We start from the raw sequence: 12487 nt of genomic DNA on the forward strand, positions 1-12487 counted from the left end.
CTTAAACCGCCATGATTTCCTGCTCTTTGGCGGCCACCAGCGCATCGATCTCGGCGATGTGCTTGTCGGTGAACTTCTGTACGTCGGTTTCGGCGCGCTTCTGGTCGTCTTCGGATGCCAGCTTGTCCTTGACCAGCTTCTTGACGGATTCGTTCGCGTCGCGGCGCAGGTTGCGCACGGCAATCTTGGCGCTCTCGCCCTCGTTGCGCGCGAGCTTGGTCATTTCCTTGCGGCGCTCTTCGCTCATGGGGGGCATGGGCACGCGGATCAGGTCGCCCATGGAGGCCGGGTTCAGGCCCAGGTCGCTCTCGCGGATGGCCTTTTCGATCTTGGCGCCCATGCCCTTTTCCCAGGGCTGCACGCTGATGGTGCGCGAATCGATGAGAGCCACATTGGCCACCTGGGAGAGGGGCACCAGGGAGCCGTAATACTCCACCTGCACCGTGTCGAGCAGTGCTGGGTTGGCGCGGCCCGTGCGGATCTTCTGCAGGTTGTTCTTGAAGGCCGTGATGGACTGGTCCATCTTGGTCTCTGCGGTTTTCTTGATGTCGGCAATCGTCATGTTTTCTCCTGCGGCCAGCCTGCATCCGGTGCAGGCCCATCCATCGTGATCAAGCGTAAACCAGCGTACCTTCGTCTTCGCCCATCACCACGCGCTTCAGGGCGCCGTGCTTGATGATGGAAAACACCTTCACCGGCAGCTTCTGGTCGCGGCACAGGGCAAAGGCGGTCGCATCCATGATGCCCAGATTGCGGGACATGGCCTCGTCAAAGCTGAGCTTTGTATAGCGCGTGGCCGTGGGGTCCTTCTGGGGGTCGGCAGTATATACGCCGTCCACCTTGGTGGCCTTGAGCACCAGCTCGGCGCCGATCTCGGCACCGCGCAAGGCTGCTGCCGTGTCCGTGGTGAAGAAAGGGTTGCCCGTGCCAGCGGCAAACACAACCACCTTGCCCTCTTCGAGGTACTGCAAGGCCTTGGGGCGCACATAGGGCTCAACCACCTGCTCGATGGCGATGGCGGACATCACACGGGCCACCAGGCCTTGCTTGTCCATGGCATCGGCCAGGGCCAGCGCGTTCATCACGGTGGCCAGCATGCCCATGTAGTCGGCGGTGGCCCGGTCCATGCCGACCGAGCCGCCCGCGACACCACGGAAAATATTGCCCCCACCGATCACCACCGCCACCTGCACACCCAGACGGGTGACTTCGGCGATCTCCTCCACCATGCGAACGATGGTGGCGCGGTTGATGCCAAAGGCGTCATCCCCCATCAGCGCCTCACCAGACAGCTTGAGCAGGATGCGCTTGTGGGCTGGTGCAGCGTGGGACATGGGTGATTTCTCCAAAGGCAGGTACGGCGGTAAAAAAAGTGGGGGACGGGGCTGCGGTGCAGCCGATCAGGCAGCCGCGGCCTTGGCGGCAGCCACCTGGGCAGCCACTTCGGCAGCGAAGTCGTCAGCCTTCTTCTCGATGCCTTCGCCCACCACGTAGAGGGTGAAGCCCTTCACGTTGGTGTTGGCAGCCTTGAGCATCTGGGCCACGGTCTGCTTGCCGTCGGCAGCCTTCACGAAGACCTGGTCGGCCAACGAGACTTCCTTCAGGTACTTCTGCACGGCGCCGTCAATGCGCTTGGCCGTGATTTCGGCGCTCTGTGCAGGCTTGCCAGCAGCCACGAGTTCCTTGTTGGCTTCGTCGGCCTTGCCTTCGGCCACCGAGCGCTCCTTGGCGATCAGGTCGGCGGGCACGTCGGCGCTGGTCAGGGCCACGGGCTTCATGGCAGCCACGTGCATGGCGACGTCCTTGGCGGCGGTGGCGTCACCGTCGAACTCGACGACCACACCAATGCGCGAACCGTGCAGGTAGGCAGCCAGGTTGGAGCCGCTGAAACGCTTGAAGCGGCGGAACGACATGTTCTCGCCGATCTTGCCAATCAGGCCCTTGCGCACGTCTTCCAGCGTGGGGCCGAAGCTGTCTTGGCTGTAGGGCAACGCACCCAGGGCTTCGATATCGGCGGGATTGTGCTCAGCCACCAGCTTGGCAGCGGCGTTGGCCATGGCGATGAAGCTGTCGTTCTTGGAAACGAAGTCGGTTTCGCTGTTGACTTCGACCAGAGCGCCCGTGGTGCCGTCGATGTAGCTGGCGACCACGCCTTCAGCCGTCACGCGCGATGCGGCCTTGCCAGCCTTGGTGCCCAGCTTGACGCGCAGCAGCTCTTCGGCCTTGGCCATGTCGCCATCGGCTTCGGTCAGCGCCTTCTTGCATTCCATCATGGGAGCGTCGGTCTTGCCACGCAGTTCAGCCACCATGCTTGCGGTAATTGCAGCCATCTTTATTCCTTCAGTATTCAGTTCAATGGGTTCAGATTCGGGCTAAAAAAAAGGGGGCTCACCAGGGGCCCCGCTTTTGTTCGCGACGGATCGCGCAGCCGGGCGCTCAGGCAGCGGCTTCTTGCACTTCCACGAATTCGTCGGTGCTCTCGCCAGCGGCAGCCTTCACGACTTCGTTCACCGCATTGGCACGGCCTTCGATGATCGCGTCAGCGATGCCACGGGCGTACAGCGTCACGGCCTTGGCCGAGTCGTCGTTACCAGGGATCACGTAGTCGATGCCTTCAGGCGAGTGGTTGGTATCGACCACACCGATCAGCGGGATGCCCAGCTTCTTGGCTTCGGCCACGGCGATTTTGTGGAAGCCCACGTCGATGATGAAAATGGCGTCGGGCAGAGCAGCCATGTCCTGGATACCGCCGATGTCCTTTTCGAGCTTTTCGATTTCGCGGGAGAACGTCAGTTGCTCCTTCTTGCTCAGACTGTCGAGGCCAGCTTCTTGCTGAGCCTTCATGTCCTTCAGGCGCTTGATCGAGGTCTTCACGGTCTTGAAGTTCGTCAGCATGCCACCCAGCCAGCGCTGGTCTACGAAAGGCACGCCAGCGCGTTGCGCTTCGGTGGCCAGAATTTCACGGGCTTGGCGCTTCGTGCCGACCATCAGGATCGTGCCGCGATTGGCAGCCAGTTGCTTGGCGAACTTTTGGGCCTCCTGGAACAGTGGCAGCGACTTTTCCAGGTTGATGATGTGAATCTTGTTGCGATGGCCGAAGATGTAGGGGGCCATCTTGGGGTTCCAGAAGCGGGTTTGGTGACCGAAGTGGACACCGGCTTCCAGCATTTCGCGCATGGTGACGGACATAAAAATACTCCAAAGGTTGGGTCTAAAATCAGCCCCCATATTTGCAACGCCGTGTTTCAACGACGATTGCAACACCTTGACGGGGCTGGTTTGCGATTGGTTTTGCCGCGGCCGGCACGCACCGTGTGCAAGGTTTGCACCATTGCGCGACTGGTCCCAGCAAAACCCAAAGATTCTAGCACACCATGCTTCCTGACCTGATCGCCACCCGCGAGTTGCTGCGGGATGGCGCGACCACAGCGCCCGCCGAGCTGGAGCGCTGCATCGACGCCGCCCAGAGCCCCGCCAACGCCCACAGCTTCGTGAGAACAATGTTTGAAGAAGCGCGCACCACGGCGGTGCAGCCGGGCCTGGCACAGTTGCCACTGGCCGGGCTGGCGGTCTCCATCAAAGACCTGTTCGACGTCGCGGGCCAGCCCACACCGGCTGGTTCCACCGTGCTGGCCGACGCGCCGGCCGCCGCCCAGGACTGCCCGGCGGTGGCGCGGCTGCGGGCGGCCGGCGCAGCCCTGATCGGCCGGACAAACATGGTCGAGTTCGCTTTTTCGGGCGTGGGCGTGAACCCGCACCACGGCACGCCCGCCGCGTGGGATGCGCGCTCCGGCGCCCTGCCCGGCGCGCCGCGCGTGCCCGGGGGCTCGTCCTCCGGGGCGGGAGTGTCGGTCGCCACGGGGGCGGCGTTCATCGGGCTCGGGTCGGACACCGGGGGCTCTATCCGCATCCCGGCGGCGCTCAACGGCATCGTAGGGTTCAAGAACACCGCGCGGCTGGTGCCCGCCACCGGCGCCGTCCCTCTGTCCACCACCCTGGACACCGCCTGCGCCATGACGCGCACCGTGCGCGACGCCATCGTGGCGCACGAGGTGCTGGCCGCCCGCCGCGTGACGCGCAGCCTGGCGCCGCTGTCACAGTACAGGCTGGCCGTGCCGTCTACGGTGTTTCTGGACGGCATGGACGCAGCGGTGGCCACGGCCTTTGAGCGCACCCTTGCCCACCTGCGCGGTGCCGGCGCGCAGATCGACACCATCGCCCTGCCCGCCGTGGCCGATCAGCCCGCCTACGGCTTTGCCGCGCCCGAGAGCTACGCGTGGCACCGCGCCCTGCTGCAGCGCGCAGGCGACCGCTACGACCCCCGTGTGCGTACCCGCATCGAGCGTGGCGCCACGCTCATGGCCTGGGAATATGTGGACTTGCTGCAGGCCCGCCAGCAGTGGATTGCACGCATGCAGGCGGACATGGAAGGCTATGACGCCCTGCTGTCGCCCACCGTGCCCATCTTCGCACCCCTGCTTACCGACGTGGCACCGGCCGATGGCGCTGATGCCGTGCTGGACGCCGCGCGCGACGCAGAATTCTTCCGCGTAAACAACCTGCTGCTGCGCAACACCAGCGTGGTCAATCTGTTGGATGGCTGCGCGCTGTCGCTGCCCTGCCACGTGCCGGGGGAACTCCCGGTAGGCCTGATGGTCTGGCACGGGGCTTTGCGCGATGACACCGTGCTGAACGTCAGTTTGCAGATCGAGCAGGCACTACAAAAAAAATAGCTGCCAGCGCTTGACCATCAAGCGCTAGAGGCCAAAAACACCAAAATTCATGAATATTGCCATCGTGGGCGCCGGCATTGTCGGCGTCACCACTGCGTATGAACTGGCCCGCGACGGCCACGAGGTCACCGTGTTTGACCAGCGCAGCGCTGCTGCAGAGGAAGCCAGCTTTGCCACCGCCGGCCTGCTGGCGCCGTTGCTGCTCAGCCCCTGGGCCCTGCCTGGCTACGGGCTGCCGCTGCGCCTGCTGGGCGCCCAGGCCACCCTGCGTGTGGCGGGTGGCCTCAACCAGCGCAACCTGGCGTGGCTATGGCGCTGGCGCGCTGCGGGCCTGGCGCACAGTGCGCCAGCCACCGCGTTGGAGCGGCTTGCCCAGTACAGCCAGGCACGTGTGCAGACCATTGCCCAGCAGCACGAGTTGGACTTCGAAGCCAGTGAAGGTCGCCTCGTGCTGCTGCGCACCGAAGCAGAGCGCACCACCCTGCAGCCCGCGCTACAGGTGCTGCGCGACCTGGGCATGGCTGCGCACGAGATCGACGCCGCAGCAGCGCAAAAGCTCGAACCCGGCCTGTCGCCCGAGACGGCGCTGGCGGGCGCCATCCACTTGCCGGGTGCGGGCGCCGGCAACTGCCGCCTGTTTGCGCAGTTGCTGCGCCAGGGCACACAGGGGTCTGGCGTGCACTTTGCCTTCAACACCCGCATCGAGCGCATTCACAGCGCGCCCACAGGCCTTCAGGTCCACGGTGAGCCCGACCTTCGGCGCTTTGATGCCGTGGTGCTGTGTGCGGGCATGGCTTCGGCCGCGCTGCTGCCCGCTCTAGGGCTGCGGCTACCGATGACGGCTGTGTACGGCTACTCGGTCAGCGCGCCACTGCGCGAAGACACGCATGCGCCGCGCGCCAGCGTGGTGGACCTGGGCCATCAGATCTCCATCACCCGCCTGGGCCAGCGCGTGCGCATTGCGGGCGGTGCCGAGCTGGCGGGCGCCGACGCCGCGCACCATGCGCCCACGCTGCAGCGCCTGTACCGCACGCTGAACGACTGGTTTCCGGGCGGTGCGCAGCTGTCATCTGGCCTGCAGGTGTGGCGCGGCGCGCGCACCATGTTGCCGGATGGCGCACCGGTGCTGGGCGCCAGCGGCGTGCCGGGCCTGTGGCTCAATACCGGCCACGGTGCAGGCGGCTGGGCGCTGGCCTGCGGCAGCGCGCGGGCGCTGGCCGACCTGATCGCGCAACGCGAACCCGAGGTGTCGCTGGACGGACTGGGCATGCGGCGGTTCTGACCCGCCAGCGCTTTCCGCTTGAGATATGTTCAAAGCGGAAAGCGGGGGCGCACAATGGCAGGCGCCTGCCGTTTGCAGCGCCCCTGCCCTCGCCCCATGCACCGCATCACCCCTCACCAGCCCCACCCCCTGTTCAACACAGCCGCCACGCGCCGCCTGGAAAAAGCTGCCGCGGCCGCCCTGCCCCCCCACACCCTCATGCAACGCGCCGGCCTGGCCGTGGCGCAACTGGCCCAGGCGTTGGCACCGCACGCACGCACCGTTTGGATTGCCTGCGGTCCTGGCAACAACGGTGGTGACGGGCTGGAGGCTGCGATGCATTTGCAGCGCAGTGGCCGCAAAGTGGTCGTGACCTGGCTGGGCCAACCCGACACAGCCCCGGACGACGCCAGGGCATCGTGGCAGCGCGCACGGGCTGCGGGTGTGGCCTGGGGAAATACCGCGCCCGACGACCTGGATGCCAACGACCTGTGCATCGATGCGCTGCTGGGCATTGGCGTCTCGTCTTCACCCCACCGCACCGCACGCACACCCGATCCCCGGCTCCTGGACTGTCTGCAAGCCCTGCACCACAGCCCTGCGCCGGTGCTGGCCGTGGACCTGCCGAGCGGACTGGACGCAGACACCGGCCAGTTTGCAGCGGGCCTGGCGCCCGACACCCCAACCCACCGGCACCAACACCTGCACCACCACGCGCCGCCGCCACGCCACACACTGAGTCTGCTCACCCTCAAGCCCGGGCTGTTCACCGCTGCCGGGCGCGATGCTGCAGGCCAGGTGTGGCTGGACGACCTGGGCGTGGCTCCCGGGCATGAGCCACCCAATGCCTGGCTCTCCGGCCCCGCCCTGACCAGCCCCCGCGCCCATGCCAGCCACAAGGGCAGCTATGGTGATGTCGCCGTGGTGGGAGGCGAGGGCCTGTCAGCACGCGGCATGGGCATGGCAGGCGCCGCCCTGCTTGCGGCATCGGCGGCCCTGCACAGCGGCGCAGGCCGGGTGCTGGTGGCCTTGCTGGACGACGGTCATCTGCAACTGGACCTGCAGCAGCCCGAGCTGATGCTCCGTAGCTTTGACGCGCTGGCGCTGGAGCAGCTCACCGTGGTCTGCGGCTGTGGCGGCGGCCAGGCCATCGCTCGCGTGCTGCCCGAAGTCATAACCCGCGCAGCCCGCCTGGTGCTGGATGCCGATGCACTCAACACCATCGCCACCCAGGCCGCATTGCATGCGCTGGTGGTGGCACGTGGGCAGCATGGGCAGCCCACGGTCATCACCCCCCACCCGCTGGAGGCAGCCCGCCTGCTGGGCCTGACCACGGCCGAGGTCCAAGCTGACCGACTGGATGCCGCGCAACAACTTGCAGACCAATTCAACTGCGTGGCCGTGCTCAAGGGTTCGGGCACCGTCATTGCCGCACCCGACCGCGTCCCCGCCATCAACCCCACAGGCAACGCGCGGCTGGCCACGGCGGGCACGGGCGATGTGCTGGCGGGCATGGTGGGCGCGCAACTGGCCGCGGGTGCCAGCGCATTGCGCGCTGCGAGCGAAGCGGTGTACCAGCACGGACAGGCGGCGGATGCATGGCCAGCAGGCCCAGCCCTCACCGCCAGCGCACTGGCGCGGCGCGTGGGCGGGTGACAGGGGTCAATCCAACAGCGTGACCTGCTTGAGCGGCTTGAGCACGCTCGACGGCGTCATGCCAAAGGTCTGGCGGAACATGCGGCTGAAATGCGCCGAGTCCGCAAAGTCGCCGTGCAGCGCCGCGTCCGTGAGGCGCGGGCTGACCGCCAACCCGGCCATGGCCAGCCGCACTTGCGACCACACGCGGTAGCTGCGCAGGCTCACACCCATTTCGGCGCGGAACAAATGGTTGAAGCGCGAGGCAGACAGCTGCACCCCGGACGCCAATCCCGCCCGCGCCAGGCGCCCATGTTCCTGCTGCGGGCGGCGCAGGGCATGCAGGCTACGGGCCACGCGCAGGTCCAGCGGGGGCGCCGCCTGCAGCAGGTGGCGCTGAAGCAGGGTCGGTAGATCAAAGGCACGCAGATGGCCCTCCATGGCCGCACGCGCCCCCACCGGCGCCGCCACATCCAGGAGCACGCCACCCTGCCGCTGGAACACGCTGCGCAGGCTGCGCGCCTCCGGTGAATCCGGCTCCAGGTACACCAGCGCGACCACTTCACCGCAGGGATCGAACAGATGCTCCACCCCGCCATCCACCAGCGCGCTGTGGCAAGTCTCCACCGGCCCTGCACCCCAGTGCAACGCAAACCGGCCCGAGAGCCCCATCAGCAGCACGGGCGACGCGTGGAAATGCCAGCCCGTGGCCGGGATCTCGCCCACATACAGCGCGCGGTCAGTGCCCAGCGTCAGGGTGTTCTTGCGCTGCGGCATAGCCCAAACCTACAAGTTTTGCGGCACGGTTCTCGGTAGCCTTGCCCGGCCCCGGCGCGCGCCCACAGCGGAGCACCACGGCACCCCATCGTTCTATTGGAGACTGGTTCTTGAAACGCATTGCCTTCTATTCTGTTGCCGTCACCCTCGTGCTCAGCGGTGTAGGCCTCTACTACGGCGCCCCGTCGCTGCTGAAGGAGCCCCTGCTCCACCTCAACCGCAGCCTCTCGGGCATGGAAGAAATAACCACCACCGCCGCGCTGCACACCATCCACTACCTGGACAGCGGTGCGCCGTCCCAACCGGCGCCTGGCAACCCAGGCGCCACGCCTCTGGTGCTGCTGCACGGCATATTTGCAGAGAAGGACCATTGGGTGAATTTTGCGCGCCCCCTCACCGGCCAGTACCGGGTGATTGCCCCAGATTTCCCGGGTTTTGGCGAGAGCACGCGGCTGAACGACCAACCTTACGACTACGCCGCACATGTCCAACGCCTGGGCGCGATGCTGGATACGCTGGGCATCGAGAAAGCCCACCTCGCGGGCAACTCCATGGGCGGCACCATTGCGGCGCTGTTTGCATTGCAACACCCCGAGCGCGTGGCCAGCGTGGCCTTCATCGGCGCGCCCCATGGCATCCGCTCGCCACAGCCCAGCACCATGGACCGTCTTATCGATGCCGGGCAGCGCCCACTGGTGGCCCACGACGCCGCAGCCTTCAGCGCGATGATGGATCTTATATTTGAGAAGCGTCCGTTCCTGCCGTATCCCATCCTGCACGCCACGGAGCAGACAGCGCTGCGCAATGCCCAGTCCAACGCCCGCCTGTGGGATGCGCAACTCAAAGACCGCTATCTGCTAGAGCAACGGCTGGGCGACTTGCAGCAGCACCGCGTGCTCGTGTTGTGGGGCGATAAAGACCGCGTGTTTGACCGTTCGGGCCTTCAGCCTTTGCAAAAGCTGTTGCCCCAAGCGCAACTGGAGGCCCTGCCCGGCATCGGCCATCTGCCCATGATGGAAGCACCCGCCGACACGGCGCACAGATATGCGCGCTTTCTGGATCAAACGAAGCCAGCTCACCAATAAAATAGCCGCTAGCGCATGTTGAATATGCGCTAGCAGCTATCAATTAAGTAGCAATTTGCAGGCTGAACTGGAAGCCCTCAGGCCCACCAGCACAGGGCCGTCAGCCGCGGCGTGGCTTGCGCGCCTTGCCCTTGCTGGACTTGCCCGCCACCGCCTTCTTGACCGACGCCTTCAGCGACTGGATGGGCGAACGCGCCGCGCGCTCACGGTTCAGGCCCGCCTTTTCGGTGGCTGACATCGCAGCGCCTTTGTCTGCCTTGCGGCCACCCGCACGGCCACCGGCCTTGCGGGCCCCGCCGCCTGCACCATCAGCGCCAACACCCTTGTCCTTGAGCGCACGGCCGAGCAGCTCTTCGCCCTCGCGCACCAGGCGGAAGTCGATCTTGCGGCCATCCAGGTCCACACGGCTCACCTGCACCCGCACGCGGGCGCCGATGGCGTAGCGAATGCCCGTGCGCTCGCCACGCAGCTCCTGGCGGGCCTCGTCGAACTTGAAGTATTCGCCGCCCAGCTCGGTGATGTGCACCAGCCCCTCGACGTACATCGCGTCCAGCGTCACGAAGATGCCGAAGCTGGTCGCGGCGCTGACCACGCCGCTGTATTCCTCGCCCAGGTGCTCGCGCATGTACTTGCACTTGAGCCAGGCTTCCACGTCGCGGCTGGCCTCGTCGGCGCGGCGCTCGTTGGCACTGCAGTGCAGGCCGGCGGCCTCCCAGGCCTGGGTGTCGCGACTTGGCGGTGCCACATCCTTTCGGGGCTTGGTACCGGGCGCCGCCACGCGGGCCGCCAGGCGCTTGGCCAGCTTGGCATGGGCTTCGCCGGGTGTGGGCAAGGACGGCAGCGCGTACTTCGTCTTGCCCAGAATGGCCTTGATGACCCGGTGCACCAGCAGGTCGGGGTAGCGACGGATGGGGCTGGTGAAGTGGGTGTAGGCATCAAAGGCCAGCCCGAAGTGGCCGCTGTTGATGGGCGTGTAGATGGCCTGCTGCATGGAGCGCAGCAGCATGGTGTGGATCTGCTGCGCGTCGGGCCGCTCCTTGGTCGCCTCGGCAATCGCCTGGAAGTCACCCGGCTTGGGGTCGTCGCCAATCGTCATGCCCACAGCCATGGCCTTGAGGTAGTTGCGCAGGATCTCCTGCTTCTCAGGCGTGGGGCCTTCGTGCACGCGGAACAGGCCAGGCTGGCCGCCCTGGGCGATGAAGTCGGCGCTGCACACGTTGGCCGCCAGCATGGCTTCTTCGATGAGCTTGTGCGCATCGTTGCGGGTGCGGGGGACGATCTTCTCGATGCGGCCGTTCTCGTCGCAGACGATCTGCGTCTCGGTGGTCTCGAAGTCCACGGCGCCGCGCGCCTGGCGGGCAATGAGCAACGCGCGGTACACATCGTGCAGGTTGAGCAGATCCTTGACCCGGTCCTTGCGTTTGCTGGCCTCGGGGCCGCGCGTATTGGCCAGGATCGCGGCCACCTCGGTGTAGGTGAAGCGCGCGTGGCTGAACATCACGGCCGGGTAGAACTGGTAGGCGTGCACCTCGCCCTTGGCCGTGACCAACATGTCGCAGACCATGCACAGGCGCTCCACCTCGGGGTTGAGCGAACACAGGCCGTTGGACAGCTTCTCGGGCAACATGGGGATCACGCGGCGCGGGAAGTAGACGCTGGTAGCGCGGTCGTAGGCGTCGATGTCGATGGCGCTGCCGGTCTCCACGTAGTGGCTCACGTCGGCAATGGCCACCAGCAGGCGCCAGCCCTTGCTGCGGCCGACCTTGGCGGGCTCGCAGTACACGGCATCGTCGAAGTCGCGCGCGTCTTCGCCGTCGATGGTGACCAGGGGCACGTCGGTCAGGTCTACGCGGCGTTTCTTGTCCTGCGCACGCACCTTGTCGGGCAGGGCTTTGGCCTGGGCCAAGCATTCCTCTGAGAATTCGTGTGGCACGCCGTACTTGCGCACGGCAATCTCGATCTCCATGCCCGGGTCGTCGACTTCACCCAGCACCTCGGTGATGCGGCCCACAGGCTGGCCAAATAACGCGGGCGGCTCGGTCAGCTCGACCACAACAACCTGCCCCGGCTTGGCGGCGCCAGTGGCCCCCTTGGGGATCAGCACATCCTGGCCGTAGCGCTTGTCCTCAGGCGCCACGAGCCACACGCCGCTTTCCTGCAGCAGGCGGCCGATGATGGGCTGGGGCGGGCGTTCGATGATCTCGACCACGCGGCCTTCGGGGCGGCCGCGGCGGTCTTGGCGCACGATGCGCACGCGGACACGGTCCTTGTGCAGCACAGCACGCATTTCGTTGGGAGGGATGTAGATGTCGCCATCGCCATCGTCGCGGATGACGAAACCGTGTCCATCACGGTGCCCCTGCACGCTGCCTTCGATCTCCTGCGACAAATGTGCGGCAGGTTGGGTGCTAGGGGAGTTTTTTTTGATATACAATCTGAGTCTTTCCTGAAATGCCCAGGTGGCGGAATTGGTAGACGCACTAGTTTCAGGTACTAGCGAGTAACATCGTGGAGGTTCGAGTCCTCTCCTGGGCACCAAGTTTAACGAGAACCGGCGACGGTTTTCAAAATATCAAAGCCGCTGAGACTTCAGCGGCTTTTTTATTTTTTAGCTCGTTCAATGTGAGCCTGTAACGCTGTGAGGCCGACAACACCACAGGACCCGGCCTCCCATTTCTTTTGGCATTTTTTGGGCCAGCAGCCAAAACGTTTGAATTGTTGTTCTATAATTCGAGGCTAATCTGAAAGCCCAGGTGGCGGAATTGGTAGACGCACTAGTTTCAGGTACTAGCGAGTAACATCGTGGAGGTTCGAGTCCTCTCCTGGGCACCAAACACACAAAAAGCCGTTGCATCCGCAACGGCTTTTTTGTTTTCGGTGACCCGTCCTGAATAGCGTTGACACGAGGACCTTTCAAAAAGGGCATGTGTCATGGAATCGAGTGTCAAACGCACGCAGCGCGACTACACGCTGGCCTTTAAATTGGCGGTGGTGGA

10 protein-coding genes and 2 tRNA genes are annotated in these 12487 nt (G+C 65.4%); 6 read left to right on the forward strand and 6 right to left on the reverse strand.

From position 1 onward, the window contains the following. Window position 1 precedes the first annotated feature (1 nt). The 4 genes from frr to rpsB all read right to left on the reverse strand — a co-directional run bounded on the left by frr (window position 2) and on the right by rpsB (window position 3189). Window positions 2–562 carry a ribosome recycling factor gene (gene frr / locus ACK4HJ_RS17140; RefSeq protein ID WP_094287828.1) on the reverse strand — a complete coding sequence of 187 codons (561 nt, stop codon included), beginning with the start codon at window positions 560–562 and terminating at the stop codon, window positions 2–4. A gap of 49 nt (window positions 563–611) precedes the next feature. Further along, on the reverse strand, window positions 612–1334 hold the full coding sequence (gene pyrH, locus ACK4HJ_RS17145; protein WP_026436856.1) for a UMP kinase: 723 nt from the start codon (window positions 1332–1334) through the stop codon (window positions 612–614). A 66-nt stretch (window positions 1335–1400) separates the two neighbouring features. Then, window positions 1401–2330 carry a translation elongation factor Ts gene (tsf, locus tag ACK4HJ_RS17150; protein WP_409833810.1) on the reverse strand — a complete coding sequence of 310 codons (930 nt, stop codon included), beginning with the start codon at window positions 2328–2330 and terminating at the stop codon, window positions 1401–1403. A gap of 106 nt (window positions 2331–2436) precedes the next feature. Next, complete coding sequence (gene rpsB, locus ACK4HJ_RS17155; protein ID WP_094287824.1) at window positions 2437–3189, reverse strand: 30S ribosomal protein S2; 753 nt, start codon at window positions 3187–3189, stop codon at window positions 2437–2439. A gap of 185 nt (window positions 3190–3374) precedes the next feature. Between rpsB and ACK4HJ_RS17160 the strand changes: the two genes are divergently transcribed. From ACK4HJ_RS17160 to ACK4HJ_RS17170, 3 genes are all read left to right on the forward strand, one after another. Next, on the forward strand, window positions 3375–4733 hold the full coding sequence (locus ACK4HJ_RS17160; RefSeq protein WP_409833812.1) for an amidase: 1359 nt from the start codon (window positions 3375–3377) through the stop codon (window positions 4731–4733). Window positions 4734–4782: 49 nt separating this feature from the next. Then, window positions 4783–6015, forward strand: a complete 1233-nt coding sequence (locus ACK4HJ_RS17165) for an FAD-dependent oxidoreductase (RefSeq protein WP_409833814.1) — start codon at window positions 4783–4785, stop codon at window positions 6013–6015. A gap of 96 nt (window positions 6016–6111) precedes the next feature. Next, a complete protein-coding gene (locus ACK4HJ_RS17170; protein WP_409833816.1) occupies window positions 6112–7650 on the forward strand; it encodes an NAD(P)H-hydrate dehydratase in 1539 nt (512 codons plus the stop codon). Window positions 7651–7656: 6 nt separating this feature from the next. Here the strand turns inward: ACK4HJ_RS17170 and ACK4HJ_RS17175 are convergent, their stop codons facing one another. Further along, entirely contained in the window at window positions 7657–8406 is a 750-nt protein-coding gene (locus ACK4HJ_RS17175; RefSeq protein WP_409833818.1) for a helix-turn-helix domain-containing protein, read from the reverse strand. A 110-nt stretch (window positions 8407–8516) separates the two neighbouring features. Between ACK4HJ_RS17175 and ACK4HJ_RS17180 the strand changes: the two genes are divergently transcribed. Next, window positions 8517–9491 carry an alpha/beta fold hydrolase gene (locus tag ACK4HJ_RS17180; RefSeq protein ID WP_409833820.1) on the forward strand — a complete coding sequence of 325 codons (975 nt, stop codon included), beginning with the start codon at window positions 8517–8519 and terminating at the stop codon, window positions 9489–9491. A 100-nt stretch (window positions 9492–9591) separates the two neighbouring features. Here the strand turns inward: ACK4HJ_RS17180 and rnr are convergent, their stop codons facing one another. Further along, window positions 9592–11925, reverse strand: coding sequence for a ribonuclease R (gene rnr, locus ACK4HJ_RS17185; RefSeq protein WP_409833822.1), 2334 nt, complete (start codon window positions 11923–11925; stop codon window positions 9592–9594). A gap of 19 nt (window positions 11926–11944) precedes the next feature. On the opposite strand from rnr, the gene ACK4HJ_RS17190 reads away from it, so the two are divergent. Together ACK4HJ_RS17190 and ACK4HJ_RS17195 are read left to right on the forward strand one after the other, a co-directional pair. Next, window positions 11945–12029, forward strand: a tRNA-Leu gene (locus ACK4HJ_RS17190). A gap of 209 nt (window positions 12030–12238) precedes the next feature. Continuing rightward, window positions 12239–12323: transfer RNA gene (locus ACK4HJ_RS17195), tRNA-Leu, on the forward strand. Window positions 12324–12487 lie beyond the last annotated feature (164 nt).

The sequence above is a fragment of the Acidovorax sp. genome, from assembly GCF_046294525.1.
GTDB lineage: Bacteria > Pseudomonadota > Gammaproteobacteria > Burkholderiales > Burkholderiaceae_C > Acidovorax.